General features: G+C 68.0%; 23 protein-coding genes. 14 read left to right on the top strand and 9 right to left on the bottom strand.

Going from position 1 to position 25409, the window contains the following annotated elements:
• Positions 1–8 precede the first annotated feature (8 nt).
• From rpmH to ACSQ1W_RS18950, 6 genes are all read left to right on the top strand, one after another.
• Positions 9–149: a 50S ribosomal protein L34 gene (gene rpmH / locus ACSQ1W_RS18975; RefSeq protein ID WP_027083663.1), complete on the top strand. Its 141-nt coding sequence runs from the start codon at positions 9–11 to the stop codon at positions 147–149.
• A gap of 85 nt (positions 150–234) precedes the next feature.
• Positions 235–675 (top strand): ribonuclease P protein component, encoded by a 441-nt coding sequence (gene rnpA, locus ACSQ1W_RS18970; protein ID WP_436045412.1) that lies wholly within the window; start codon positions 235–237, stop codon positions 673–675.
• Positions 676–688: 13 nt separating this feature from the next.
• Entirely contained in the window at positions 689–2395 is a 1707-nt protein-coding gene (gene yidC / locus ACSQ1W_RS18965; protein ID WP_192274045.1) for a membrane protein insertase YidC, read from the top strand.
• Positions 2396–2483: 88 nt separating this feature from the next.
• Positions 2484–3824 (top strand): tRNA uridine-5-carboxymethylaminomethyl(34) synthesis GTPase MnmE, encoded by a 1341-nt coding sequence (gene mnmE / locus ACSQ1W_RS18960; RefSeq protein WP_192274044.1) that lies wholly within the window; start codon positions 2484–2486, stop codon positions 3822–3824.
• A 233-nt stretch (positions 3825–4057) separates the two neighbouring features.
• Positions 4058–5047, top strand: coding sequence for an energy transducer TonB (locus ACSQ1W_RS18955; protein ID WP_436045410.1), 990 nt, complete (start codon positions 4058–4060; stop codon positions 5045–5047).
• Between the two features lie 169 nt (positions 5048–5216).
• Entirely contained in the window at positions 5217–5768 is a 552-nt protein-coding gene (locus ACSQ1W_RS18950) for an outer membrane beta-barrel protein (RefSeq protein WP_436045408.1), read from the top strand.
• A 53-nt stretch (positions 5769–5821) separates the two neighbouring features.
• On the opposite strand, the gene ACSQ1W_RS18945 is transcribed toward ACSQ1W_RS18950, so the two are convergent.
• The 4 genes from ACSQ1W_RS18945 to ACSQ1W_RS18930 form a co-directional block, all read right to left on the bottom strand.
• Positions 5822–7003 (bottom strand): ABC transporter permease, encoded by a 1182-nt coding sequence (locus ACSQ1W_RS18945; protein ID WP_436045406.1) that lies wholly within the window; start codon positions 7001–7003, stop codon positions 5822–5824.
• Positions 7000–7746 (bottom strand): ABC transporter ATP-binding protein, encoded by a 747-nt coding sequence (locus tag ACSQ1W_RS18940; protein ID WP_436045404.1) that lies wholly within the window; start codon positions 7744–7746, stop codon positions 7000–7002. The genes ACSQ1W_RS18945 and ACSQ1W_RS18940 overlap by 4 nt, the downstream gene beginning before the upstream one ends.
• A gap of 42 nt (positions 7747–7788) precedes the next feature.
• Complete coding sequence (locus ACSQ1W_RS18935; protein WP_436045402.1) at positions 7789–9294, bottom strand: alpha/beta fold hydrolase; 1506 nt, start codon at positions 9292–9294, stop codon at positions 7789–7791.
• 91 nt (positions 9295–9385) lie between these two features.
• Positions 9386–10138 (bottom strand): ferredoxin--NADP reductase, encoded by a 753-nt coding sequence (locus ACSQ1W_RS18930; RefSeq protein WP_436045400.1) that lies wholly within the window; start codon positions 10136–10138, stop codon positions 9386–9388.
• A 99-nt stretch (positions 10139–10237) separates the two neighbouring features.
• Here ACSQ1W_RS18930 and ACSQ1W_RS18925 point away from each other — a divergent pair, with 99 nt between their 5' ends.
• From ACSQ1W_RS18925 to ACSQ1W_RS18905, 5 genes are all read left to right on the top strand, one after another.
• On the top strand, positions 10238–11206 hold the full coding sequence (locus ACSQ1W_RS18925) for an ABC transporter ATP-binding protein (protein ID WP_192274037.1): 969 nt from the start codon (positions 10238–10240) through the stop codon (positions 11204–11206).
• Positions 11203–11973, top strand: a complete 771-nt coding sequence (locus tag ACSQ1W_RS18920) for an ABC transporter permease (RefSeq protein WP_192274036.1) — start codon at positions 11203–11205, stop codon at positions 11971–11973. Before ACSQ1W_RS18925 ends, ACSQ1W_RS18920 begins: the two co-directional genes overlap by 4 nt.
• Positions 11973–12902, top strand: coding sequence for a 2-dehydropantoate 2-reductase (panE, locus tag ACSQ1W_RS18915; protein WP_436045397.1), 930 nt, complete (start codon positions 11973–11975; stop codon positions 12900–12902). Before ACSQ1W_RS18920 ends, panE begins: the two co-directional genes overlap by 1 nt.
• A 93-nt stretch (positions 12903–12995) precedes the next feature.
• Complete coding sequence (locus tag ACSQ1W_RS18910; protein WP_225589649.1) at positions 12996–14519, top strand: OmpA family protein; 1524 nt, start codon at positions 12996–12998, stop codon at positions 14517–14519.
• A 72-nt stretch (positions 14520–14591) separates the two neighbouring features.
• The gene (locus ACSQ1W_RS18905; RefSeq protein WP_192274033.1) at positions 14592–15107 is read left to right on the top strand and encodes a hypothetical protein; all 516 of its coding nucleotides are present in this window, start codon (positions 14592–14594) and stop codon (positions 15105–15107) included.
• 12 nt (positions 15108–15119) lie between these two features.
• Here the strand turns inward: ACSQ1W_RS18905 and ACSQ1W_RS18900 are convergent, their stop codons facing one another.
• The gene (locus ACSQ1W_RS18900) at positions 15120–15917 is read right to left on the bottom strand and encodes a TatD family hydrolase (RefSeq protein WP_192274032.1); all 798 of its coding nucleotides are present in this window, start codon (positions 15915–15917) and stop codon (positions 15120–15122) included.
• Positions 15918–16080: 163 nt separating this feature from the next.
• On the opposite strand from ACSQ1W_RS18900, the gene hrpB reads away from it, so the two are divergent.
• Positions 16081–18567, top strand: a complete 2487-nt coding sequence (hrpB, locus tag ACSQ1W_RS18895; protein WP_436045394.1) for an ATP-dependent helicase HrpB — start codon at positions 16081–16083, stop codon at positions 18565–18567.
• Between the two features lie 113 nt (positions 18568–18680).
• The gene (locus ACSQ1W_RS18890; protein ID WP_225589648.1) at positions 18681–19055 is read left to right on the top strand and encodes a hypothetical protein; all 375 of its coding nucleotides are present in this window, start codon (positions 18681–18683) and stop codon (positions 19053–19055) included.
• Positions 19056–19078: 23 nt separating this feature from the next.
• Here ACSQ1W_RS18890 and ACSQ1W_RS18885 read toward each other — a convergent pair whose 3' ends face one another.
• Together ACSQ1W_RS18885 and ACSQ1W_RS18880 are read right to left on the bottom strand one after the other, a co-directional pair.
• On the bottom strand, positions 19079–19615 hold the full coding sequence (locus tag ACSQ1W_RS18885) for a pseudouridine synthase (protein ID WP_436045391.1): 537 nt from the start codon (positions 19613–19615) through the stop codon (positions 19079–19081).
• Between the two features lie 62 nt (positions 19616–19677).
• Positions 19678–20541, bottom strand: a complete 864-nt coding sequence (locus ACSQ1W_RS18880; RefSeq protein WP_436045389.1) for a class I SAM-dependent methyltransferase — start codon at positions 20539–20541, stop codon at positions 19678–19680.
• A 143-nt stretch (positions 20542–20684) separates the two neighbouring features.
• On the opposite strand from ACSQ1W_RS18880, the gene ACSQ1W_RS18875 reads away from it, so the two are divergent.
• Positions 20685–21713, top strand: coding sequence for an NADP-dependent oxidoreductase (locus tag ACSQ1W_RS18875; protein ID WP_436045387.1), 1029 nt, complete (start codon positions 20685–20687; stop codon positions 21711–21713).
• Between the two features lie 10 nt (positions 21714–21723).
• Here ACSQ1W_RS18875 and ACSQ1W_RS18870 read toward each other — a convergent pair whose 3' ends face one another.
• Both ACSQ1W_RS18870 and ACSQ1W_RS18865 read right to left on the bottom strand, forming a co-directional pair.
• On the bottom strand, positions 21724–22641 hold the full coding sequence (locus ACSQ1W_RS18870; protein ID WP_436045385.1) for a hypothetical protein: 918 nt from the start codon (positions 22639–22641) through the stop codon (positions 21724–21726).
• Positions 22638–25343, bottom strand: coding sequence for a bifunctional acetate--CoA ligase family protein/GNAT family N-acetyltransferase (locus ACSQ1W_RS18865; protein WP_436045383.1), 2706 nt, complete (start codon positions 25341–25343; stop codon positions 22638–22640). The genes ACSQ1W_RS18870 and ACSQ1W_RS18865 overlap by 4 nt, the downstream gene beginning before the upstream one ends.
• Between the last annotated feature and the right edge of the window lie 66 nt (positions 25344–25409).

Below are 25409 nucleotides of genomic sequence, written 5' to 3'. Positions count from 1 at the left end.
AGGGCCCCATGGCCACCAAGCGCACTTACCAACCCAGCAACCTCAAGCGCAAGCGCGATCACGGCTTCCGCGCCCGTATGGCCACCGCCGACGGCCGCAAGATCCTGGCCCGTCGCCGTGCCAAGGGCCGCAAGCGCCTGACCGCCTGATGGCTTGGCCGCATCGCGGCCATGCTTCCATGCGTTCCCTGCATCAAAAGGAGCCCGCCCGTTCACGAGCGGGCTTCTTGCTGAGATGAGCACGGCATTCCCGCGCAGCGCGCGGGTACGCGCAAGCGCCGAGTATGCGCGCGTGTTCGAACAGGCCCGCCGCACCTCCGATCCGCTGATGAGCCTGCACTGGCTCCCCGGCGAGGGTTCTGCACGCCTTGGGCTGGCGGTGTCCCGCAAGGTCGATACGCGGGCCGTCGGCCGCAATCGCATCAAGCGTCAGTTGCGAGAACACTTCCGTCGCCTCCGCGCCATGCTGCGGGGTGGCGACTATGTCGTTGTCGCCCGTGCGCCCGCGGCGAAAGCCGATCCCGCCCAGTTGCGCGCGACCTTCGAACGCGTGTTGGCGCGCGCCGGCGCATTGCCCGCATCGGCACCGGGCGGCACAATGCCGCCGGGCTTGAATTCCCCCGCGCCGCCACCCACTCCTTCTTCTTCGACCAAACCGGTTTCCGACGCCGGTTGAGATTGCCTGCCTGATGAACCAGACCCGTGTATTCCTGATCTTCGCCTGGCTGATGGTGGCGACCCTGTTGTGGTTCGAATGGAGCCGGGACAAGGCAGCACCTGCGGCGCCAGCGGTAGCGGCGCAGACCACCACGACCCCGGGCAGCACGGTCCCGACCGCGGTGGCGCCCAGCACCCCAACCTCCGGCAGCGTGCCCAGCGCGCCCACCGTGGCACCGATGCCTGCCACCGCCTCCAAGGGTGTCGCGGGTCCACGCGTGACCGTGAACACCGACGTCCTGCGCTTGGTGCTGGACGGCGGCAGCGTGCTGGAAGCCGACCTGCTGCACTATCCGCAGAGCAAGACGCCAGGCAGCGGCCCGGTTCGCCTCTTCAGCGAAGATCCGCAGCATTTCTACACCGCCGAAAGCGGCTGGGTCAGCGCAGGCTCGAAGGCGCCGGACCACCATGCGTTCGTGCCGGAGAACGGTGCAGGCGAGGTTGAACTCGCGAAAGGTGCGGACAGCCTCATCGTGCCCTTCGTGTGGCAGGGCCCGGATGGCGTCACCGTCCGCCGCACCTACACCTTCAAGCGCGCCAGCTACGAAATCGAAGTCCGCGACCAGGTGGTCAATGCCGGTGCCGGCACCTGGCAGGGCACGGTCTATCGCCAGCTGCTGCGCACGCCGCCGCTGGTCAAGAGCGGCATGACCAATCCGGAGTCCTTCAGCTTCAATGGCGCCACCTGGTGGGATGGCAGCTACCAGCGCCGCAAGTTCAATGAGGACTACCTGGAGGACGGTCGCGTCAACCAGCAGGTCAAGGGCGGCTGGATCGCCATCCCGCAGCACCACTTCTTCAGTGCGTGGATTCCGCAGGCCGAAGACACCACCACCATCTCGCTCGACAATCCGGACAACGGCACGCGTGCGCTGATCCGCGAAATGGGCCCGGGCGTCAACGTCGGTCCCGGCCAACAGGCGACCACCACCGCCCGCCTGTGGGTCGGTCCGAAGCTGGTCGACAAGATCCACGCGATCAACGCGCCGGGTATCGACCGCGTCGTCGACTACAGCCAGTTCTCGGTCCTCGCGCTGCTGGGCCAGGGCCTGTTCTTCGTCCTCAACATGTTGCACGGCTTTATCGGCAACTGGGGCTGGGCCATCATCGGACTGGTGATCCTGGTGAAGCTGGCGCTGTATCCGCTGTCGGCGGCGCAGTACAAGAGCTTCGCCAAGATGCGCAAGTTCCAGCCGCGCATCCAGCAGCTGAAGGAGCGCTACGGCGACGACAAGCAGAAGTTCCAGGTCGCCATGATGGAGCTGTACAAGAAGGAGAAGATCAACCCGATGGGCGGCTGCCTGCCGATCCTCGTGCAGATGCCGGTCTTCCTGGCGCTGTACTGGGTGCTGGTGGAATCGGTCGAACTGCGCCAGGCACCGTGGTTCGCGTGGATCCAGGACCTGACTGCGCGCGATCCGTATTTCATCCTGCCGGTGCTCAACATGCTGGTGATGTGGCTGACGCAGAAGCTGACGCCGGCGCCGGGCATGGACCCGATGCAGCAGAAGATGATGCAGTTCATGCCGCTGGTGTTCGGCGTGATGATGGCCTTCTTCCCGTCGGGCCTGGTGCTGTACTGGGTCACCAACGGCGCGTTGGGCCTGCTGCAGCAGTGGTGGATGACCAAGCGCCACGGCGAATCGGCCACGCCGCCGAAGACCGCGATCGCGAAGTAATCCGCACCCGCCGCAACGCCACGAAGCCCGCCCTCCGGCGGGCTTCGTGTTTCCGCTACCCTGAAAACTCTTCCGCGAACCCGCAGCCATGCCGCCAGCCCAGGACACCATCGTTGCCATCGCCACCGCTCCCGGCGCAGGTGGCGTCGGCATCGTGCGCCTGTCGGGTCCGGCCGCAGCGGCGATCACGAACGCGATCTGCGCCCGCCCGCTGACACCACGCCATGCGCACCACGTGCGCTTCCGCGATACCGAGGGCGGCACGATCGACGATGGCATCGCGCTGTCGTTTCCCGGCCCCGCGAGCTTCACCGGCGAGGACGTCGTCGAACTGCAGGCGCATGGCAGTCCCGTCGTACTGCAGCAGCTCGTCGCGCGCGCCTGCGCACTCGGCGCACGGATGGCGCGTCCCGGCGAATTCTCCGAACGCGCCTTCCTCAACCGCAAGCTCGATCTCGCCCAGGCTGAAGCAATCGCCGACCTGATCGCCGCCGCCGATGCGCGCGCTGCCCGCGCCGCGCGGCGATCCCTCGATGGCGTGTTCTCCGAGCGCGTCGACGGCATCGGCCAGTCGTTGCTCGCCCTGCGGGTGCACGTCGAGGCCGCGATCGACTTCGCCGACGAATCGATCGACACGCTGGGTGGTGAACAGGTGCGCCTTCGCCTGGCCGACGCGCGGCAACGCCTGGACACGCTGATCGTTGACGCCGAACGCGGACGCAAGCTGCGTGACGGCGTGCACGCGGTGATCGTCGGTCCGCCGAACGCCGGCAAGAGCTCGCTGCTCAATGCGCTGGCCGGCAGCGATCGCGCCATCGTCACCGACGTCGCCGGCACCACCCGCGATACGTTGCGGGAGACGATCCGCCTGGACGGACTGGAACTGCACCTGGTGGATACCGCCGGCCTGCGCGACGGTGGCGACGCGATCGAGCGCGAGGGCATGCGGCGCGCGCGCGCCGAGCTCGCCCGCGCCGACGTTGCACTGGCGGTCGTCGACGCGCGTGATCCGGAGGCCGGCCGTGCGGCGGTCGCGGACAGCATCGATGGCGTGAGTACTGTCCTGTGGATCCACAACAAGGTCGATCTGCTGACCCACGTACCTGCGGAGGACGATGATCGTGTGTACGTCTCCGCCGCGCAGGGCTTCGGCCTTGATCGGCTGCACCGGCGCCTGCGTGCGCTGGCGGGTGGATCGGCCAGCGAGGGCGGCGATGGCGAGTTCTCGGCGCGTGCCCGTCACGTGGAGGCGCTGCACCGCGCCGGCGCCCATGCGTCCATGGCCGGCGACCAGCTGCGGCACGAACAGCTGGAACTGGCAGCGGAGGAACTCCGCCTGGCCCACGATGCGCTGGGCGAGATCACGGGTCGCCTCAGCGCGGACGACATGCTGGGGCACATCTTCTCCACGTTCTGCATCGGCAAATGACAGTGCTGCGGCGCAGTCCGCCAAAAGTGTGACAGAGATCAAGTGTGGGCCCCGAGGCGCCGACGTACTCTGGCGTCCGGGTAGGGGTACCCGGAAGGCATCGCGCCATTCCAGCCCGGACGGGGCCTGGCAGGTGGCGGGCCCGTGCTGATTCGCGACACCCGCCACCGCGCTTGCGCGCGGGTCGACGGCGTGTCGACAACATTAGAAACGTACTTGGGGGAGTTGAAACGATGTCCTTGATCCAGACCACCGGGCGCCTGCGCTACGCCGCGCCGCTGCTGCTGATCGTTGCGCTGGCGGCGTGCTCCAAGCAGGACGAGGCCGCCGCGCCGGCGGCCGCACCCGCGACCACGCTGGCTGCACCGCCGCCGCCGGCCGTGTCCGCCGAAGTCCAGGCAATGGATGCCGACAGCCTGCGCGACGCCGCCACCAAGGCGCTACGCGAGAACCGCATCTATGCGCCGGGCGGCGACAACGCCATGGAGTACTACCTGGCCCTGCGTGACAAACTGCCGAACGATCCGGGCGTCACCAGTGCGCTGACCGACCTGATGCCCTATACCTTGATCGCCGCTGAGCAGAGCATCGCGCGCGAGGAGTTCACCGAGGCCCAGCGCCTGTCGGCGATCATCGAGAAGGCCGATCCGAAGGCGCCCGCCTTGCCGCGCCTGCAGCAGAGCATCGCCGCCGCGCAGCAGGCGGTCGCCCAACGTGCGGTCACCGACGAAGCCGCCAAGACCAAGGCGGCCGAAGATGCGCGCCTGAGGGAACAGCAGCGACTGACGCAGGTGGCGGACCAGCAGCGCGCCAACGAAGCCGCCGCCGCCCAGCAGCTCGTCCAGCAGCAGGAAGCCGCCCGTGCCGAAGCTGCCCGCCAGGAAACCGAACGCCAGGCCGCCGCCCAGCGTGAGGCGGCCGAACGCCAGGCGGCTGCGGCCCGCGCCGCCGCTCCTGCCGCGGCGCCGTCGCAGGCCCTCCGTGCGGTGAGTACGCCCGCCCCGCGTTACCCGCCGGAAGCCCTGCGTTCGGGCACCCAGGGCGAGGTGCTCGTCGAGATCACGGTCGGTACGGATGGCTCGGTCACCAATGCCCGCGTGGTACGTGCGACACCGGCGCGCGTGTTCGATCGTGAAGCGTTGAACGCCGTGCGTCGCTGGCGCTTCGAACCGGTGGATGCGCCGGTCACCACCCGTCGCACCATCGGCTTCAGCCCGGGCTGATCGCCCCCACAGGAACGTGATGCGAAACGCCGGCATGCAGCCGGCGTTTTTTTTGCGCGAAGGGTCTCGCCTAACACTAGAGCGCCGACACTGGACGACAACACGGACGACGCTTACTGTGCCGCCGCCCGCACGACGGGCGAACATCACAACAACACGGAAGGATTCCATGAAGCGATTCACCCTTGCCGGCGCCGTTGCGCTGGCGTGCCTCACGCTCTCGTCCACCGCCGCCGCCACCGAGGCCGGCCAATGGTATGGACGCTTCGAAATAGGCCACAGCGACCTGAAGATCGAGGTCGACGGATTCAGCGCCGACGACACCGACACCGTCTACGGCCTGCGCATCGGCCACTACTTCACCCCCAACGTCGCGATGGAAGGCTTCTACTCCATCCTCGGTGACCGCTCGGTCGATGGCGTGTCCCATGACATGGACGTCGCCGGCCTGGGCGTGGTGGGCAAGAAGAACTTCGGCGCCGACCACACCGGCTTCTTCATCGCCGGCCGCGCGGGTGCGCAGAGCGTCAACACCAAGCTGAGCGCGGGTGGCTACCGTCTGCGCGAGCGCTCGACCAAGCCGTACGTCGGCGTGGGCGCGGGTTACGACTTCGATCACCACAACGGCCTGAGCCTCAACTACGACTACAACACGGGTGACCTGTTCAATGCCGACGTCACCGCACACACGCTGACGCTCGGATACGAATACCGCTTCTGAAGAAAAAACGGCCACCGCGAGGTGGCCGTTTCCGTTCCAGGGGAGTGCGATGGTCAGCCGGCGATGGCCATCTTCTCCTGGTGATAGCGCCGCACCGCGGCGAACCACAGCAACGCGGCTACGCCGAATGCGGCAGCGATGTAGATACCCCACGTCTGCGGCCCGATGTACTCGTTGCGAATCACCTTCAGCAGCAACTGGTTCTGCGCCAGGAACGGCACGGCGAACTGCCACGGCTGGCTCTTCAGCGGATTGGCCATCAGCGCGAACGTCGGGATCATCGGCAGCAGCATCAGCCAGGTCATGTGGCTCTGGGCTTCCTTCATGCTCTTGGCGGAGGCGGCCAAGTAGGTCAGCAGCGACGTGCCGATGAACAGCATCGGCAGCAGGATCAGCAGCATCTTGGCCATCGACAGGAACGACACGTTCAACTGACGACCCAGCGTGCCCGCGAACTGCGCGCTGAACTTGAACGCCAGCAGCGTCAGCAGCAGCGTGGCCAGGCCGATCACGCATGCGGCCGCGATCTTGCCGCTGACCACTGCACTGCGAGGCGCCGGCGTGGCCAGCAACGGCTCCAGCGATTGCCGCTCGCGCTCACCTGCCGTCGCATCGAGGATCAGGTAGGCGCCGCCGATGAAGGACGTCAGGATCAGCAGGTAGGGCAGCAGCACCGACAACAGCATGCCCTGCTTGGCCTCGGGCGTGGCCAGGTCCTGCATGCCGACGTTCACGGGCCGTGCGACCGACGCATCCACACCGCGCGCGAGCAGGCGCAACGCCCCGACCTGCTGGCTGTATGCCGACAGTGCGGCGTTGACGCGCTGGGTGGGAATGTCGGCATCGCGGCGCGTGCTGTCGCGGATGATCTCGACCAGCGCCGGACGGCCGTTGCGCCAGTCGTCGGCGTAGTCGGGGCTGATGCGCAACGCCACATCGATCTCCTGCGAACGGATCGCCGCGTCGAGATTGGCCGGCGCTTTCGCCGTGGTGATGCCGTTGGTGGCGAGGAACTTCACCAGGTTCGGCGCGTGCTCGGCGCCCACCATCGGAATCTCCAGCGTCTTGTCGACCTGCGTGCGGATGCGGTTCTCGGTCAAATAGCCCATGCCGAGCATCAGGGCGGGATACAGCAGCGGTCCGAGGAACAGTGCCAGCGCCAGTGTGCGCCGATCGCGCGACAGGTCGCGCAGTTCCTTGCGCATCACGGTAAAGACGGTACGGAACATGTTCATGCCAGCAGGCCCTCCTCCGAACCGATGACCTTGACGAAGGCGTCCTCCAGGTTGTCCTCGCCCGCCTGTTCGCGCAGTTCGTCGGCAGTGCCGGCGGCCACGACGGTCCCCTTCGCGATGATGACGATGCGGTCACACAGCGCAGCGACCTCCTGCATGATGTGGCTGGAGAAGATCACGCAGCGGCCTTCCTCGCGCAGCTGGCGCAGGAAGCCGCGCATCGCGCGGGTGGTCATCACGTCCAGGCCGTTGGTGGGCTCGTCGAGGATGACGTTGCGCGGGTCGTGCACCAGCGCGCGGGCGATCGCGGTCTTGGTGCGCTGGCCCTGGCTGAAGCCTTCGGTCTGGCGGTCGAGGATGTCGCCCATGTCCAGCGCATCGGACAGCGCTTTCGTCCGTTCGGCGATCTGCTTCGACGACAACCCATGCAGCTCGCCGAAGTAGGCGATGTTCTCGCGCGCGGTCAGGCGCTTGTACACGCCACGCGCGTCGGGCAGCACGCCCAGTGCGCGACGCACGGCGACGGGATCCTGGGTGGTGTCGATGCCATCGACCTTGATTTCGCCGCGGTCGGGCGTCATCAGGGTGTACAGCATGCGCATGGTGGTGGTCTTGCCGGCGCCGTTGGGGCCGAGCAGGCCGGTGATCTGGCCGTCGTGGGCGGTGAAGCTGACGCCATCCACGGCGGTGACCGTTCCGGTCTTGGTCTTGAAGGACTTGTGCAGGTCGTTGGCGATGATCATTCGGTCATGTCCATTGAAAGTGGCGGGCGCGCAAGGCGCGGCTCACGGCTCCCAGCCGTTGAAGCTGGTGAAGGGCGGCACGTAGTCCAGGCTGTCGAGGCACGTGGCGTCGAGATCCTTGGCGTTCGCCGTTTCCAGGAAACGTCCCAGCAGCTTGGGCATGCAGCCGACGGCGAACGTGCCGTGGCCCTGGCCCTTCAGCGTGAGGTGCCGGCCGTTGGACAGCGTGCGCAGCACCTGGTCGCCGTAACGTGGCGGCGTCACCGGATCCAGCTCGCCCGAGCTGATCAGCGTGGGAATGTCGGACGTCCACGCCGTGTGGAAATCCGCAGGCCGCTTGCCCGTCGGCCACGCACCGCACTGCGCCTTCAGCGTGTCGCCCAGCAGACTGCCCAGCACCGTGTCGGCATCGCCGGGGTCTGCCTTCAGCAGGTCGGCGTCTTCGGCGCAGATCACCGACAGCTGCATGCCGTGCATGAACTGGTCGCCGACCTGCGTCTCCAGCAGCTTGGACAGCGACATCAGCGAGCCGTAGCGGCCCTGCTGCGCTTCGTTCAAGACCAGCGGCAGCAGGGCGGCGCCCTGCGGGTAGTACGAGTACATGCGGGTGATGCCGGCGACGGCACCGGCGGTGGCCTCGCCGGTGACGAGTTCACCTGTCGATGGATCGCGATACTCGGTGCTGACGGGCGTGGTCGCCAGACGCGTCATCAGCGTGCGCAGCTGGCCGCGCAGGTCGTCGCCAAAGCGCTCCTTGCAGCTCGGCGTCGCCTGGCACCGCTGGAACTGCAGTGTCAGTGCCGCATCGAGGTTGCGGGCGTGCTCGCTGCCCAGCACCAGTTCGTTCGGCACCACGCCATCGATCACCACGGCGCGCGTGCTGTCCGGGTGACGCATCGCGTACTGCTGGGCAACGCGCGTGCCGTAGGAGCCGCCGACCAGGTTGATCTTCGCCGCACCCAGTGCCTTGCGCACGCTGTCCAGATCGCGCACGGCATCGGTGGTGGTGTAGAAGCGCGGATCCGCTTTCAGCGAAGCGGCGCAATCGCGAGCGAACGCGATCGCCGCCGTTTCGCTCAGGTCCTCTGCATCGCTGTAGGCATTACGGCCTTCCCCGTCCTTGCAGGACAGCGGATTCGACTTGCCGGTGCCGCGCTGGTCGACCAGCACGATGTGCCGCGACTTGCGCACGTCACGGAAAGCGGCGTCGATGGCAGGCCACACCTGCACCGCGGACTGGCCGGGGCCGCCGGCGAGGAAGAACACCGGGTCTTCCGTCGCAGAGCCCTCGTTGGTCGCCGGCAGCCACGCGATGTTCAACGCCACCTTGCGACCCTCCGGCTTGGCGGGATCTTCCGCGACATCGTAGGTCGCGCACTGCGCTTCCACCGTAGTGGTCAGGTAGGGCGCGGTGAGCGTGCAGGGCTTGAAGGCGATGTCGCCGTAGTGGCGCACGGCCTGCTGGTCGGGGCCGGTGGCGCCGCCGTTGCAGCCGGCCAACAGCCCCGCGCCCAGCGCGATTGCAAGTGATCGATGAAGAAGTGCCATGTATCAGTTCCGTTGGAGGCGGGTCCCAGCATGCCATGACGATGCGGCGGGACGGATGTGACCAACGAACTGTACGAGGATGGATCCGGGCCTATTTGCTGGACACGTACTTCTCCCGCCTGATCTGCGGGATCGGCAGGTCGTGTCCCTTCAGCGTCTCGAAGCAGGTGTCGACCATGTCCGGGTTGCCGCACAGGTACGCAATGTCGCGCGCGGCATCCGGGGTGAACTCGGCCAGGTGCTGCTGCACGTAGCCCTGGCGGACGTCGGGATGGGGATCGGCAGGCAATTCGCGCGACAGGCACGGCACGTAGCGGAAGCCGGGGTGCGCGTCGGCGAAGCGGCGGAAGTCGTCGCCGTAGAGCAATTCCGTCGGCGTGCGTGCGCCCTGCAGCAGCACGACCTCGACGCCACGCTCGGCCATCAATGCTTCCAGTTGCGGCAGCATCGAGCGGTAGGGCGTCACACCGGTGCCGGTGGCGATCAGCAGGTAGCGCGCGTTGCGGTCGGTGGGCATCAGGCAAAAGCGGCCGAACGGACCACTGGCTTCCACGTGGCCGCCTTCGGGCAGGCCTTCGAATAGTGCGGTCGCCGCGCCACCCGGGACGTAACTGACCGCGATCTCCACCGCTTCGCCCGGCCCCATCGCATGGTCGTGGATCGTCGCCAGCGAATAGCTACGCTTGGTGGCCGTGCCGTCGGCGTAGGTGAAATGGACCTGGATGAACTGGCCGGGGATGAAGTCCAGCGGCTGGCCGTCGTCGCGGACGAAGCTGTAGTGGCCCACGCTGGGAGCCAGCATGCGGCGTCCAACGAGCTTCAGGGGGAAATGCGCGATCGCCAAGGCGGCTGGAACACTGTGTGACCCGGGGTGGCCCCGGCGGGACGCCTATAATAAGCGCTCGCCCTCCCACCGCGCCCCCGCGCGCACCGCAAGGCTCCCATGGCGTCTCTTTCCGCGGCATCGGCCGCAACTCCCGCACTGGCCATTTCCGACCTGCGCAAGGTCTACGACACCGGTGTGCAGGCCCTCAAGGGCGTGTCGCTGCAGGTCGAACCCGGCGATTTCTTCGCCCTGCTCGGCCCCAACGGGGCCGGCAAGTCCACCCTGATCGGCATCGTCAGCTCGCTGGTCAACAAGAGCAGTGGCCAGGTCGGCGTGTTCGGCGTGGACATCGACCGCGACCGCGACGGCGCGATGCGCCTGCTCGGCCTCGTCCCGCAGGAAATCAACTTCAACATGTTCGAGAAGCCGCTGGACATCTGCGTGAACTACGCGGGCTTCTACGGCATCCCGCGCGCCGAGGCGCTGGTCCGCGCCGAAGAGGAACTCAAGCGCGCGCAGCTGTGGGAGAAGGCCAACGTCATGAGCCGCACGCTGTCCGGCGGCATGAAGCGCCGCCTGATGATCGCCCGCGCCATGATGACCCGGCCGAAGCTGCTGATCCTCGACGAACCCACCGCCGGCGTCGACATCGAGATCCGCCGCGGCATGTGGAAGACGCTGAAGGAGATCAACGCGGCCGGCACCACCATCATCCTGACCACGCACTACCTGGAAGAGGCCGAAAGCCTCTGCCGCAACCTCGCCATCATCGACCACGGCATGATCGTCGAGCAGGGCCCGATGCGCGCGCTGCTGGCCAAGCTGGACGTGGAAGGTTTCCTGTTCGACATCGACGGTGATCTGCCGGCGCAGTTGCCGGTAATCGAGGGCACCACGCTGGTCGCCACCGATGCGCACACGCTGGACCTGGACATGCCGCGCGCGATGGACCTCAACCGCGTGTTCGCCGCGCTCAACGATGCCGGCATCCGCGTGCGTTCGATGCGCACCAAGAGCAACCGCCTGGAGGAGCTGTTCGTGCGCATGACGGGCAATGGCGACGCCAACAAGGAGAAGGCGGCATGAGCCACCCCAACATGGTCGCGCTGGGCACGATCGTCCGCCGCGAAGTCGCCCGCATCCTGCGTATCTGGGGCCAGACCCTGGTGCCGCCGGCGATCACGATGACGCTGTACTTCCTGATCTTCGGCGGCCTGATCGGCAGCCAGATCCGCAACATGGGCGGCTACAGCTACATGGAGTTCATCGTGCCGGGCCTGGTGATGATGAGCATCATCCAGAACAGCTACGGGAACATCTCGTCCTCGTTCTTCGGCGCCAAGTTCGGCCGCCATGTCGAGGAGCTGCTGGTCAGCCCGATGCCGAACTGGGTGATCCTGCTCGGCTACGTGGCCGGCGCCGTGCTGCGCGGCCTGATGGTGGGCGCCATCGTGCTGGTCATCGCGATGTTCTTCACCAAGGTGCGCATCCCGCATCCGCTGGTGACCATCAGCACCGTGCTGCTGGGCGCGACGATCTTCTCGCTGGCGGGCTTCGTCAACGCGGCCTATGCGAAGAAGTTCGACGACATCGCCATCGTCCCCACCTTCATCCTCACCCCGCTGACCTACCTGGGTGGCGTGTTCTATTCGGTGACGCTGCTGCCGCCATGGGCGGAAGCGCTGACCCACGCCAACCCGATCTTCTACATGGTCAACGCGTTCCGCTACGGCCTGCTGGGAACCAGCGACGTGTCGCTCGGGGTGTCGTACGCACTGATGATCGGTTTCGTCGTCGCCCTGGCCGCGCTCGGTCTGTGGCTGTTGAAGAAAGGCGTGGGGCTGCGCAGCTGATGCGCCTGCTCGTGCTCGGCGCCGGCGGCACCGGCGGTTACTTCGGCGGACGCCTCGTACAGGCGGGCATCGACGTCAGTTTCCTGGTGCGTCCCGCGCGCGCGGCGCTGCTGCGCGAGCGTGGGCTGCGCATCCGCAGCCCGCTCGGTGACGCCGACGTGCCGGTGCAGGTGCTGACCGCGGACGAACTGGCCGATGCCGCCCCGTTCGACCTGGTGCTGCTGAGCGCCAAGGCCTACGACCTGGACAGCGCGCTGGACGCCATCGCGCCGGCCGTCGATGCCGGTGCCCGCGTGCTGCCGCTGCTCAACGGGCTGCGGCATTACGATGCGCTGGACGCGCGATTCGGGTTCGACCGCGTGCTCGGCGGTCTGTGCTTCATCAGCGCGGCGCTGGGGAGCGAGGGCGAGATCCTGCACCTGGGCAAGCCGGCGTCGATGACGTTCGGCGAACGCGCGGGCCAGGCGCCGGATGCACGACTGCAGGCGCTGGCCGCGGCGTGTGCGCAGGCGGGTATCGATCACGCGCACACGCCTGACATCGCCCAGGCGCAGTGGGTGAAGTACACCTTCCTCACCGCGTTGGCCGCCGGCACCTGCGCGATGCGTGCGCCTATCGGCACCATCGTGGCGAGCGAGGGTGGTGCGGACCACATGGCGGCGCTGCACGAGGAGTGCCTCGCCGTGGCCGTTGCGTCCGGGCAGCCCGTACCCCACGCGGCGCAGGTGACCGCGCGCGAGACGCTGACGGCGGCCGGCTCGCCGATGAAAGCCTCGATGCTGCGCGATCTCGAAGCCGGCCAACGGGTCGAGGCCGCCCATATCGTCGGCGACATGGTCCATCGCGCGGGCCTGCACGGCATTGCCGTTCCCCGTCTGCACGCGGCCTGGGTGCACCTGCAGGCCTACGAAGCGCAACGCGCCGGCTGATCGTCGTCCTGGCGCGTTTCCACGAACGCTGAACATCCATCGGTTACGCTCGCCGCTCCCACAGAAACTCAGGAGCGAGGACGAATGCGGAGCATGATGCTGGCCACAGCCTGCGCCACGGTGCTGGTGCTGTCGGCATGCGGTAGCAAGGACACGGAAACCCCGCCGGCGGCGACCGACGCCGCACCGACGGAAACGCCCGCAATGCCTGCGCCCGATGCACCGACGTCCGCCAGCGGGACGGCCGACGGTCAGCTGCGGGACAAGCAAGGCAATCCGATCCCGCTCGTCCCGTTCGATCTCGCCAGCGTGCCCGTCAGCACGCAACCGCTCGGCAGCGAGCTGCCATTCTTCTCGATGCCGACCGGTTACGGTCCGGTCAATCGTGTGGAGAAGCGGGCGTACGCGCGCTTCCCGTTCCGCCTGGGCGACGGCCTGCACTGGGTCGAAGGCCCAAGCTGGAGCACCCGCATCGGCATCGACGACGATGTGGCGCCGGACAAGGAGTACTCGGCCCTTGAGTTGCGCCGCAATCTGGAGGCGGTGCTGGAACAGGCCGGTGCCAGGAAAGTGTTCGAAGGTCCGTTGAAGCGTGATCTCTACTACGGAGAACAGCTGGAAGACGAGATCGGCGGCGGCTTCATCGATGCGGTCAACATGGGCGAGGACACGCCGACGCTGGTCTACGTGCTGCGCCAGGCGGATCGTACCGTCTGGATCCAGATGGCGATGGACGGCTACTCCACCGGCATGGCGATCGTCGAAGAGCGACCGTTCGTCGCGACCGCGCGCTGGCAGGACGCGTTCCCGCACCTGGTGCCGCCGACGAACTACGAGGATGGCAACCGGCCGAAGCAGCGCGACTTCGACGCCTATCCGTTCTGGACAGGCACCGCGTTCGAGAACGTGGAAGGCAAGACCTACGTCGCGTCGATCAAGGCGAAGGAAGGCCAGCACTCGATGCACGAGGTGCGCCGCAACCTGGAAGCGATGATGGCCGAGGCCGGCGCGACCAAGGTCTTCGACGGCCGCATCCCGAAAGAGGCGGCCGAGAGCATCACCTTTGAACAGAAGAGCCCGTACAGCGATGGCACCAGCTTCGGCTGGGAAGGTTACGACTCGCTGATCTACCGCGCCGACCTGCCGGATGGTCGCCAGGTGTGGGTGCATGCGCGGCTGGAATACCTCAGCGCGGGCTGGGTCGTCGTCGAGCGCAAGGGCCTGGTGCAGACCGCCGCGCTGCTGCCGGCCGACGCGCTGAAGAAGCAGCTCGATACCAGTGGCCGTGTCGCGATCCAGGTGAACTTCGCCACCGACAAGGCCGACATCCTGCCGGATTCCAAGCCGCAGCTGGACCAGGTGCTCGCGCTGCTGAAGCAGGATCCGTCGCTGTCGTTGTCGGTCGAAGGCCATACCGACAACACCGGGACTGTCGAGCGCAACCGCACGCTGTCGACGGCGCGCGCGACGTCGGTCGTCTCGGCGCTGACCGGCCAGGGCATCGAGGCGAAGCGGCTGACGCCGGCCGGCTTCGGCCAGGACAAGCCGGTGGCCGACAACGGCACCGACGCAGGCCGTGCGAAGAACCGGCGTGTGGAGCTGGTCAAGAAATCCTGACCCCGACGGGCTTCACGCGGTACCGACGGGGAGGGTCGCCATGCTGCGCCACCTTCCCCGTCCGAGGCGTCCATGAAGCATCTCAGCGCGGTGTTCCTGGTCGGTCATGTCGTCATCGTCGCGCTGTTCTTCGTGTGCGCGCTGTCGCTGGTGGTGCTGGCCGGTGGCGAGCTCTGGCACGGCATGCTGGCCGCGGGCCAGGACGTCGGCCTGCGCCAGCGCTTCGACAGCCTGCTCGAGAGCATCGGCATGCTGACCATCGCGCTGGTGGCGCTGGAACTGGCGCAGACGGTGTTCGAGGAAGAGGTGCAGCGCGACGTCAAGGTCAGCGGGCCGACCCGCGTGCGCCGCTACCTGTCGCGCTTCCTCGTGGTCATCGTCATCGCGCTGTCGATCGAGACGCTGGTCGCGACGTTCGAACTGATGCATGAGGATCCGCGCCAGCTGCCGTACGTCATCGCCATCGGCGGCTCGGCGGCGCTGCTGCTGGTGGCGTGGGGCGTGTTCGTCCGCCTCAACCGCAGCGCGGAAGAACTCGAACCCGAGGCGATGCAGCAGGCCAAGTCCGAGGACAGCAAGGTCGAGTGAGCCGTCGCTGTCTTACGCCGGCGTCGGCAGCCGGAAGAACGCACGCGCCGTCGCCGTGGTCGCGGCGGCGGTGACCTCGATGTCCTCGCCACGGTCGCGCGCCAGCTCGGCGACGATGTGGGCGAGGTACATCGGTTCATTGCGCCGGTGCGAGGGCTGCGGCTTCACGGTACGCGGCAGCAGGTAGGGCGCATCGGTCTCGATCATCAACCGGTTCGCCGGGATGTTCTTCACCAGCTCGCGCAGGTGCAGGCCGCGGCGCTCGTCGCACAGCCAGCCCGTGATGCCGATATGCCAGTCCTGGTCCAGGCAGTCGAACAGTTCCCTCTTCGTGCCGGTGAAGCAATGCACGACTGCCGGTCCCAGCTTGCCCTCGAAGTTCTTCATCATCGCCACGAAGTCGTCGTGCGCGTCGCGCTGGTGCAGGAACAGCGGCTTTCCGGTGTCGACCGCGATCTGCAGCTGCCGCTCGAACGCCTTGCGTTGCGCCGGACGCGGCGAGAAGTCGCGGAAGTAGTCCAGCCCGCATTCGCCGACAGCCACGACTTCGGGATGCGCATGCAAAGCACGCATCTCGGCGTCGCATTCGTCGGTGTACTCGGTGGCGTGGTGCGGATGCACGCCGGCGGTGGCGAACAGCTCGCCCGCGTGCGCCTGCGCCAAGCGCAGCGCCGTCGGCGAGTGCTCACGGCTGGCGCCGGTCACCACCTGCTGCACCACGCCGGCCTCGCGCGCGCGCTGGAGCACCGCGTTGCGGTCGTGGTCGAAGCTCTCGTGGGTAAGGTTGGCGCCGATGTCGATGAGATCCATGGCGCCCATTTTAAGCCCCCCGGACCGTTGGTTGGGCTCGCGATGTCAGGTGTGGGAGCGACGTCAGTCGCGAAAGACCGCCGGTAAACCTCCATCACGACTGACGTCGCTCCCACACCGATTTTCATGGATCGATCCGCGCAGGCCTTATCCTTTCCTCCGCATGCCGTCGCCCACCTTCCCGATCACCCCGCTGCTGCCGGACATCGTCCGCAGCCTGTCCGAGCACCCGCGCCTGGTGCTGGAGGCGCCACCGGGCGCCGGCAAGACCACGCAGGTGCCGCTGGCGCTGCTCGACCAGCCGTGGCTGCAGGGCCGCAAGATCGTGATGCTGGAACCGCGCCGCGTGGCCGCGCGCGCCGCCGCCGGCTTCATGGCGAAGCAGCGTGGCGAAGCCGTCGGTGGGACGGTGGGCTACCGGATCCGCTTCGAGAACAAGGTCGGTCCCGGTACCCGCATCGAAGTGGTCACCGAGGGCATCCTGACCCGGATGATCCAGGACGACCCGATGCTCGAGGACGTCGGCGCGATCCTGTTCGACGAATTCCATGAGCGTCACCTCGCCGGCGATCTCGGCCTGGCGCTGGCGCTGGACGTACAGACGCAGCTGCGCGAGGACCTGCGCCTGGTGGTGATGTCGGCCACGCTGGATGGGGAGAAGCTGGCGCGTTTCCTCGATGCGCCGCGGTTGAGCAGCGAGGGACGCAGCTATCCGGTCCAGGTCGCGCACTTCCCGCCACGCCGCGACGAGTCGCTTGAGGTGCAGATCCGTCGCGCGATCGAACATGCGGTGCAGTCGCATCCCGGCGACGTGCTGGTGTTCCTGCCGGGTCAGCGCGAGATCGCGCGCGTCGAGGCGATGCTGGCTGACGTGCTGCCGCGCGACGTGGTGGTGCTGGCGCTGCACGGCGAGCTACCGGTCGAGAAGCAGTCCGAAGCGCTGCAGCCCGATCCGCAAGGCCGCCGCCGCGTGGTGCTGGCGACCAACGTGGCCGAATCCTCGGTGACCCTGCCTGGCGTGCGCGTGGTGATCGACAGCGGTCTCGCACGCGAACCCTCGTACGATCCCAACAGCGGATTCTCGCGGCTGGAAGTGGCCAGCATCTCGCAGGCGTCCGCCGACCAGCGCGCGGGTCGCGCCGGCCGCGTCGCCGACGGCTGGGCCTACCGGCTCTGGCCGCAGTCGCAGCGGCTGGATCCGCAGCGGCGGCCGGAAATCGCGCTGGTCGAGCTCGGCGCGCTGGCGCTGGAACTGGCCGCGTGGGGCAGCGACGCGTTGCGCTTCGTCGACGCACCGCCCCCGGGCGCGATGAGTGCAGCGCGCGACCTGCTGCGCCGACTGGGTGCGCTCACCCCGGCGAACGCCATCACGCCGCTCGGCAAACGGATGCTGGCATTGGGCACGCATCCGCGACTGGCGGCGATGCTGCTGTCGGCGGGCGAGGGCGATGACCGCGCGCTTGCGTGCGACCTGGCGGCGCTGGTCGAGGCACGCGATCCGCTGCGCATGGGTGGCGACGCGCTGGCGGCGCGCTGGCGGGCGCTGGCGGCGTTCCGCACGGGACGTACGCCGGGTGAGGCCAATCGTTCGGGACTGGCGGTCATCGATGCCGCCGCCAAGCAGTGGCGTCGCCGCGTCCGCGAGAACGCGACACCGCCCGGCACGGTCGAAGCGCATCGCCTCGGCGACGTGCTGATGCATGCGTTTCCCGACCGCATCGGTTTCCAGCATCCGCAGGACGCACGCCGTTACCTGCTGGCAAACGGCCGCAGCGCGAAGCTGTTCGACGACAGCGCGCTGTTCGGCGAACCGTGGATCGTCGTCAGCGAGCTGCGCCATGAGGCGCGCGATGCGCTGGTGCAGCGCGGTGCGCCGGTGGATGAGCAGCGATTGCGCCGCGAGTTCGCCGATCGCTTCGTCACCGAGGACACCGTGCGCTGGGATCCGGCGCGCCGGGCATTGTCCGCCCAGCGCGAATCGCGCTTCGACCAGATCGTGTTCGACGCGCGCCCTGCGGGCCGCGTGGATCCGGTGCTCGCTGCCGCGGCTCTGACCGACGCGGTGCGCGATCTCGGCCTGGAGGCACTCGCGTGGCCGGAGTCGCTTCAACAGTGGCGCGAGCGCGTGCGCTGCCTGCGCGACTGGATGCCGGACTTCGGCCTGCCTGACCTGTCGAACGACGCGCTGATGGCGACCCTGGACGACTGGCTCAAGCCCGCGTTCGCCGGCAAGACCCGGCTGGACGCACTGGGAGAAGACGATCTGGCGAACGCGCTGAAATCCGGTATGGAGTGGTCGCTGCGCCAGCGCGTCGATCAACTTGCGCCGACCCGAATCACCGTGCCCTCGGGCATGGAGCGGCGCATCGAGTACGCGCACGGGCAGCCGCCGGTGCTGGCGGTGAAGCTGCAGGAGCTGTTCGGCCTGGCCGACACCCCGCGCGTCGCCGACGGCCGCGTGCCGGTGCTGCTGCACCTGCTGTCGCCCGGCGGCAAGCCGCTGCAGGTCACCTCGGACCTGCGCAACTTCTGGAACTCGACCTACGCCGAGGTGAAGAAGGAAATGAAGGGGCGCTACCCGAAGCATCCGTGGCCGGACGACCCGTGGAGTGCCCAGGCGACCCATCGGGCGAAACCTCGCGGTACCTGATCTCTCGTCGAGCTTCGTTCAGCGCACGGCCAGCGCCGGTCTACCGAACTAACACCGCGTAAACATCCCCGCCCCGACACTGGCTACCTACCCATCTTTCAGGGAAGACCCCCATGAGCAAGCTGACCACCATCACCGACCGCGCACTCGAACTCGCCAGCCAGGCGGGCAGCAGCCTCAAGCATGCCGTGCCGAGCGCAGACAAGCTGCTGCAGACCGGCGCCGCGCTGGGTGTCGCCAAGACCGGTGGCAAGCTGGCGGTGAACTTCGTCCGGCGCAATCCCGCGGTCGCGGTCGCCACGGGCATCGGTGTCGGCCTGCTGGCGCTGGTGGCCTACCGCAAGCGCAAGAGCGATCAGGCGAATGGTCCGATCGAAGGCAAGTCGCGCCGCGTGGAAGCGCGCAAGGTCAACGGCAAGGCCTCCACGGCGCGCAAGACGGGCACGCCGCGCAAGCCGCGCAGCACCGCACGTTCCGCCGAAAGTTGATCTGATCCGGGTGGCGCAGCGCGTCAGAGCGCGCGCCACGCCCCGGGGACGAGGTCGCCCAGGCGCGCCTCGCCCATGGCCGTGCGCACCAGTCGCAACGTCGGTAAACGGACCGCCGCGGTCATGCGGCGGACCTGTCGGTTGCGACCTTCGGTGATCGTCACCGACAGCCACGCGTCCGGCACCGTCTTGCGGAAGCGCACCGGCGGATCGCGCGGCCACAGTGTTGGTGCAGGGTCCAGGCGTTCTATCTGTGCGGGCCGCGTCGGCCCGTCGTTCAACACCACGCCGCGACGCAGCGTATCGAGCTGATCATCCGTCGGCGTGCCTTCCACCATCACCCAGTACGTCTTCGGCTGTTTGTGGCGCGGATCGGTCAACCGGTTCGCCAGCGTGCCGTCGTCGGTGAGCAGCAGCAGGCCTTCGCTGTCGTAATCCAGCCGGCCCGCCGCGTACACATTGGGCGGCAGGCCGAACTCCGCCAGCGTCCGCCGCGGCGGATCGCTGCGGTCGGTGAACTGGCAGAGCACGTTGAACGGCTTGTTGAACGCGATCAGCATGGAAGCCCGGGAAACGGCAACACCACGCCCCGGTGGAGTGTGGCGTCAGCGCAACGACATGATCAGTGGTGCGGCTTCACGAACCGCAGCGTCATGCGGTCGCTCTCGCCGATGGCCTGGTACTTCGCGCGTTCGGCTTCTGGATGGTTGTTGGACGGTGGCAGCGTCCACACGCCATTCGCGTAGTCCTTGGTGTCCTTCGGGTTCGCGTTGACCTCGCTCTTCGCATCGAGGCGGAAGCCCGCGGCCTCGGCCAGTGCGATGACCTGCGCTTCGCTGACGTAGCCGGTATCGTCGTCGGCCGCCACGTCCTTGTTCGCACGGTGCTCGACCACGCCGAGCACGCCGCCCGGCTTCAGCACGGCGAAGAAACCCTTGAACATGCCTTCCGCCTGGCTCGCCTTGCGCCAGTTGTGCACGTTGCGGAACGTCAGCACCACGTCCGCGGAGGCCGGCGCACCGAACACCGGCGCCGCGGGGTCGTACTTCACCGTCGTCGCCTTGTCGTACTGCGCGGCGCCGTCGGTGAATTTCTTCTGCAGGCCGTCGGCGCTGCGCTGGTAGTAGTTGCGGCTCTTCTCGGCCACGCTGGCCGGATCGACCACGGCGGCGACATAGGTGCCGCCGGCCTTCAGGTAGGGCGCGAGGACTTCGGCGTACCAGCCGCCACCGGGGGTGATCTCGACCACCGTCTGCGTCGGCTTCACGCCGAAGAACGACAGCGTTTCCTTCGGATGGCGATAGATGTCGCGCGCGGCATTCTTCGGATCGCGCCAGTCGCCCTTCAGCGCGGCGTCGAGCGCCGCGGCGTCGGCGGCGGGTAGGGACTGCGCGGCGGGCGCGGGCTTGGCCGGCGATGCGGCGAATGCCGGTTGCGCAGCGGCGAGTGCGGCCACGATGGCCAGGGAAAGCGAAATGCGGGTCATGCGTCAGCCCTCCAGAAAGGTGCGCGGAGCCTAGCATGCGTCATGTTCAGCCGGCATGGCGGCTGCCGCGTGTCCTGCACGCTTCACCGCATCGGCGTGCGCGGTGGCTAGACTGCAGGCATCGACGACACCGGAGACCAGGCATGAGCAGCCACGACGCAGACCACAACACCCGCATCGTGCTGGCCGCGCGCCCGCAGGGCGAGCCGAAAGCGGAAGATTTCCGTCGGGAGCAGGCGCCGCTGCCGACGCCCGCCGATGGCCAGGTGCTGCTGCGCAACCGCTATCTGTCGCTGGACCCGTACATGCGTGGCCGCATGAATGCAGGGCGTTCGTATGCCAAGCCGGTCGAGATCGGCGGCGTGATGGACGGCGGCACGGTGTCGGAGGTGATCGAATCGCGCCATCCCGGTCTGCAGGTCGGTGACCTTGTGCTCGCGCACGGCGGATGGCAGACGCATGCCATCGCCGATGGCGGAACGCTGAAGCGCAAGCTCGACGCCAGCCTCGTCCCGCTGACGACGGCGCTCGGCGTCTACGGCATGCCCGGCTTCACCGCTTACGTCGGCCTGCACGAAATCGGTCAGCCGAAGCCGGGCGAGACCGTGGTGGTCGCCGCGGCCAGCGGGCCGGTCGGCGCGACCGTCGGCCAGATCGCGAAGCTGCAGGGCGTCCGCACCGTCGGCATCGCCGGTGGCGAGCGCAAGCGCGCCTATTTGCAGGACGAACTCGGCTTCGACGTCGCGCTGGACCATCGCGCGACGGATTTCGTCGAGCAGCTTCGCGCGGCCTGTCCTGAAGGCATCGACGTCTACTTCGAGAACGTCGGCGGCGCCGTGTTCGACGCGGTGGTTCCGCTGCTCAACGATTTCGCCCGCATCCCGGTCTGTGGTCTGGTCGCGCACTACAACGACAAGGCGCTGCCGTCCGGACCCGACCGCATGCCGTGGCTGATGAGCCAGATCCTGACCCGCCACCTGACCGTGCGCGGTTTCATCCAGCACGATTTCATCGCGCTGTATCCGCAGTTCCTGCGCGAGATGGGTGGCTGGCTGGCGGACGGAAAGATCCGCTACCGCGAGGATCTGGTCGAAGGACTGGAGAACGCACCACGCGCGCTGATCGGCCTGCTGCGCGGCGAGAACTTCGGCAAGGTGGTGGTGAAGCTCTGAAGGCCGCTACTCAGCGCTCGATGCCGTTCTCGGCTTCGTACTTCTGCATCGTCGCGATGGCGTCCAGCAGGTACGCGTACCAGGCTTTCTCGACGTCCTCGATGGGACCCACCAGGCGCTCGAAGTCGGGCGTCGACGCGCCAAGCGAAAGCAGTTGTTTGTAGGCGTTCGCATACCTGCCGTTCTCGTAATGGAACAGGAAGTGCGTCAGGCCCCAATAGTGCAGGTAGTAGAGATTCACGTGCTGGTTGATGTCCGGCCCATGACCCTCCAGCAGGTCGCGCAACGGGATGAAGCGGACGGCGGCGACGTCCGCCTGCAGGCTTCCCGTCAGCTTCATCCGCGACAGCCACCAGATCGGGTACGTGTCGGGATCACTGCGACCCGGCGTCAGTACACCGTCCTCCAGCCAGCTCGCGCCAAGATAGCCTGCGACCCCTTCATTGGCCCACGCAGGCAGGCGCCAGCCGGCGACTTCGGTGTTCAACTGGTGCACGGCCTCATGGAGCATCCAGTGGTGCGGTTTCGCCTTGCCGCCGCCGTAATAGGCGTAGCACGCAGGTCGCAGGTAGTACGCCTCCGCCCAGGGCCGGCTGCGGTTGTTGCGCTGGAACTCGTCGCGGTCTGCATACAGCACCAGCGTGAGCGGTCGCGAAGAAGGGCGGACCTTGTCGGCGAACAAGGCCATGTACGCGGCGTGGAGGCTTTCGACCGCGTCCGCCACCTGTCGAGTCTGCTCCGGGGCGGCGGTACTGTGGATGCGATAGTGCGGCGTTTGCAGCAGTGTGGCCGTTGCGGGAATGCGCGCGGCGGGTGCCGGGACGGGTACTGGCGCAGGCGCAGGGCGCGCATGCTGCCATCCGATGATGCCGCCGACCAGCGCCAGGGACGCCAGGACTGCGGCGATGAGCAAGCTACGCCGCGTCATGCCACCGGCGGTACCGGCAGGCTGACATTCATCAGCGTGGGATCGTCGGGGTCGAGTTTCACCGCGAAGCCCAGGCTTTCGCACATCGCCAGCATGGTGCGGTTCTCGCGCAGCACCTGGCCTTCGATGATCTTCAGGCCCTGCCACTGCGCGTACTCGATCATGATCTGCATCAGCTTCCAGCCGATGCCGTGGCCCTTCAGGTCGGAACGCACGAGGATGCCGTACTCGCCCTTCTCGTAGTTGGCATCGGCGTGCAGGCGCACCGCGCCGAGCATCTCGTGCGTGCCGGGATGCACGGCCACCAGCGCGATCGAGCGCGCGTAGTCGAGCTGGGTGAGGCGGGCGATGAACTCGTGGCTGAAGTGGCGGACCGACTGGAAGAAGCGCAGGCGCAGGTCTTCGTCGGTGATGTGGGTGAAGAATTCGCGGAACATCGCGTCATCCTCCGGTCGCACCGGCCGCACCAGCGCGGGCTGGCCGTCGGCCAGCAGGATCGTGCGCTCCCATTCGGTCGGATACGGGAAGATCGCGAAGCGTGGATGGCCGCGGCCCTTGTGCAGCGCACGGCCGCGCGCGACGGCGATGCGCGCGTCCACCGCGACCACGCCGTCGCGGTCGGCCAGCAGCGGATTGATGTCGAGCTGCTGGATCTCGGGGATGTCGGCGGCCAGCTGCGCCAGCTTCACCAGCACCAGCGCGACGGCGCGCTCGTCCGCGGCCGGCACGTCGCGATAGGCCTTCAGCACGCGCGAGACGCGCGTGCGCGCGATCAGCTCGTGCGCCAGGCGCAGGTCCAGCGGCGGCAGCGCGACGGCCTGGTCGTTGATCACCTCGACTGCCGTGCCGCCGCGGCCGAATGCGATGACCGGACCGAACACCGGATCGTCGGCGATACCGGCGATCAGTTCGCGCGCCTTGGGCCGCAGCAGCGTGGGCTGCACCAGCACGCCTTCGATGCGCGCCTCCGGTCGCCGTTCGCGCGCGCGCTGCAGGATGCCGGCGGTGGCCTCGCGCACGGCGTTGGCGTTGGGCAGGTTGAGGCGCACGCCGTCCACGTCGGATTTGTGCGGAATGTCGGGCGACAGGATCTTCACCGCCACCGTGGCGCCTTCGGCCAGCAACGGCGCGGCGATGCGCGCCGCATCGTCGGCGTCTTCCGCGCGCCACACCGGCGCCATCGGGATGCCGTAAGCCGCCAGCAGCTGCGTGGTGGCGAGCGGATCCAGCCACGTCTGGCCGGCATCGAGCGCGGCGTGGACCAGCGCGCGGGCGGTGGCGACGTCCGGACTGAAATCCTCGGGCAGGCTGGGCGGCGTCTCCATCAACGCGGCCTGCACCTCGCGGTGGCGGACCAGATGCATGAAGCCGGCGACGGCATCGGACTCGTTCGGATAGCGCGGGATCTGCGCGGCATCGAGCACCGCTTCGGCCTGCGGATCGTTGCCCAGCCAGACGGTGAAGACGGGCTTGCGCGCGCTGTGCGCCGGCCGCTGCGACAGCACGCGGGTCACGGCATGCGCGGCTTCCGACGACGACGACAGTACGGTCGGCACGTTGACCGCCAGCAGGGCGTCATTCTCCGGATCGGCGAGCAGTGCCTCGATGGTGGCCGCATAACTGTCGGCGTCGATGTCGGTCAGCAGGTCGACCGGATTGGTCCGCGACCAGCCCACGGGCAGGGTGCGGTCCAGCACATCGCGCGTGGCGTCCGATAGCGTTGCCAGCGTGCCGCCCTGTTCGTACAGGTGGTCGACGGACAGCGCACCGACGCCACCGCCGTTGGTCAGGATCGCGAGGCGGCGGCCGTTGAACGGACGGACCTGGCCCAGGGTGCGTGCGGCGGCGAACAGTTCGTGCAGCGAGCGCACGCGCAGCAGGCCGGCACGCCGGAATGCGGCGCCATACACCGCGTTCGGTTTCGCCAGATTCTGGGTATGCGTGCTGCCTGCCGGCGTGGAACGGGCAGGCACGCCATGGCCGGACTTCACCACGACGACGGGTTTGGTGCGCGCCGCGGCGCGCGCGGCCGACATGAATTTGCGCGCATCGCGGATGGCCTCCACGTACAGCAGGATTGCGCGCGTGCGATGGTCGGTGGCGAAGTAGTCGAGCAGGTCGGCGAAGTCGACGTCCAATGCATCGCCCAGCGACACCACCGCCGAAAAGCCGACCGGCTGGCTCATGCTCCACTCGACCAGTCCGCCGGAGATGGCGCCCGATTGCGAAATCAGCGCGAGGTCACCGGCCTTCGGGAAGCGGCTGGCGAGGCTGGCGTTGAGGCGCGCATGTGGCGCGATCACGCCCAGGCAGTTCGGGCCGAGCACGCGCAGGCCCTTCTCGCGCGTCAGGGTTTCGAGCTGCGCCGCGGGCGAACCCGGTCCGCTGCCCATTGCCGCGGTCAGCACGACGATGGCGGCGGCACCTTTCTCCGCCGCCTCGGCGGCGAGGTGCGGCACGGTCGCCGCCGGCGTGGCGATGACCACCAGGTCCGGTGTCCACGGCAGGTCGCGCAACTGGCGCGCGATGGTGACGCCGTCCATTGGGGTGGGATGCTTGTTCACCAGCCCGATCTGTCCGTCGAAACCCGCCGCCAGCAGGTTCTCGATCACGGCGCGGCCGACCGAGCGCGGCCGCGACTGGCTGCCCACCACCGCGACGGCGCGCGGCCGGAAGATGGAATCGAGGCGGTAGGTGCTCATGACGGGACAGCGTTCTCCGGATGGCGGCAAGGGTAGCGCGATGCGCATTGCGTCCGCATGCGCGCG

Source organism: Pseudoxanthomonas sp. LjRoot143 (assembly GCF_964252945.1).
GTDB lineage: Bacteria > Pseudomonadota > Gammaproteobacteria > Xanthomonadales > Xanthomonadaceae > Pseudoxanthomonas_A.
This window is presented reverse-complemented; position numbering and strand designations above follow the sequence as displayed.

Excerpts from the sequence above, each read along its gene's own strand:
- rpmH (WP_027083663.1), top strand. The coding sequence starts at position 9 with ATGGCCACCAAGCGCACTTACCAACCCAGCAACCTCAAGCGCAAGCGC.
- rnpA (WP_436045412.1), top strand. The coding sequence starts at position 235 with ATGAGCACGGCATTCCCGCGCAGCGCGCGGGTACGCGCAAGCGCCGAG.
- yidC (WP_192274045.1), top strand. The coding sequence starts at position 689 with ATGAACCAGACCCGTGTATTCCTGATCTTCGCCTGGCTGATGGTGGCG.
- mnmE (WP_192274044.1), top strand. The coding sequence starts at position 2,484 with ATGCCGCCAGCCCAGGACACCATCGTTGCCATCGCCACCGCTCCCGGC.
- ACSQ1W_RS18955 (WP_436045410.1), top strand. The coding sequence starts at position 4,058 with ATGTCCTTGATCCAGACCACCGGGCGCCTGCGCTACGCCGCGCCGCTG.
- ACSQ1W_RS18950 (WP_436045408.1), top strand. The coding sequence starts at position 5,217 with ATGAAGCGATTCACCCTTGCCGGCGCCGTTGCGCTGGCGTGCCTCACG.
- ACSQ1W_RS18945 (WP_436045406.1), bottom strand. The coding sequence starts at position 7,003 with ATGAACATGTTCCGTACCGTCTTTACCGTGATGCGCAAGGAACTGCGC.
- ACSQ1W_RS18940 (WP_436045404.1), bottom strand. The coding sequence starts at position 7,746 with ATGATCATCGCCAACGACCTGCACAAGTCCTTCAAGACCAAGACCGGA.
- ACSQ1W_RS18935 (WP_436045402.1), bottom strand. The coding sequence starts at position 9,294 with ATGGCACTTCTTCATCGATCACTTGCAATCGCGCTGGGCGCGGGGCTG.
- ACSQ1W_RS18925 (WP_192274037.1), top strand. The coding sequence starts at position 10,238 with ATGGCGTCTCTTTCCGCGGCATCGGCCGCAACTCCCGCACTGGCCATT.
- ACSQ1W_RS18920 (WP_192274036.1), top strand. The coding sequence starts at position 11,203 with ATGAGCCACCCCAACATGGTCGCGCTGGGCACGATCGTCCGCCGCGAA.
- panE (WP_436045397.1), top strand. The coding sequence starts at position 11,973 with ATGCGCCTGCTCGTGCTCGGCGCCGGCGGCACCGGCGGTTACTTCGGC.
- ACSQ1W_RS18910 (WP_225589649.1), top strand. The coding sequence starts at position 12,996 with ATGATGCTGGCCACAGCCTGCGCCACGGTGCTGGTGCTGTCGGCATGC.
- ACSQ1W_RS18905 (WP_192274033.1), top strand. The coding sequence starts at position 14,592 with ATGAAGCATCTCAGCGCGGTGTTCCTGGTCGGTCATGTCGTCATCGTC.
- ACSQ1W_RS18900 (WP_192274032.1), bottom strand. The coding sequence starts at position 15,917 with ATGGATCTCATCGACATCGGCGCCAACCTTACCCACGAGAGCTTCGAC.
- hrpB (WP_436045394.1), top strand. The coding sequence starts at position 16,081 with ATGCCGTCGCCCACCTTCCCGATCACCCCGCTGCTGCCGGACATCGTC.
- ACSQ1W_RS18890 (WP_225589648.1), top strand. The coding sequence starts at position 18,681 with ATGAGCAAGCTGACCACCATCACCGACCGCGCACTCGAACTCGCCAGC.
- ACSQ1W_RS18885 (WP_436045391.1), bottom strand. The coding sequence starts at position 19,615 with ATGCTGATCGCGTTCAACAAGCCGTTCAACGTGCTCTGCCAGTTCACC.
- ACSQ1W_RS18880 (WP_436045389.1), bottom strand. The coding sequence starts at position 20,541 with ATGACCCGCATTTCGCTTTCCCTGGCCATCGTGGCCGCACTCGCCGCT.
- ACSQ1W_RS18875 (WP_436045387.1), top strand. The coding sequence starts at position 20,685 with ATGAGCAGCCACGACGCAGACCACAACACCCGCATCGTGCTGGCCGCG.
- ACSQ1W_RS18870 (WP_436045385.1), bottom strand. The coding sequence starts at position 22,641 with ATGACGCGGCGTAGCTTGCTCATCGCCGCAGTCCTGGCGTCCCTGGCG.
- ACSQ1W_RS18865 (WP_436045383.1), bottom strand. The coding sequence starts at position 25,343 with ATGAGCACCTACCGCCTCGATTCCATCTTCCGGCCGCGCGCCGTCGCG.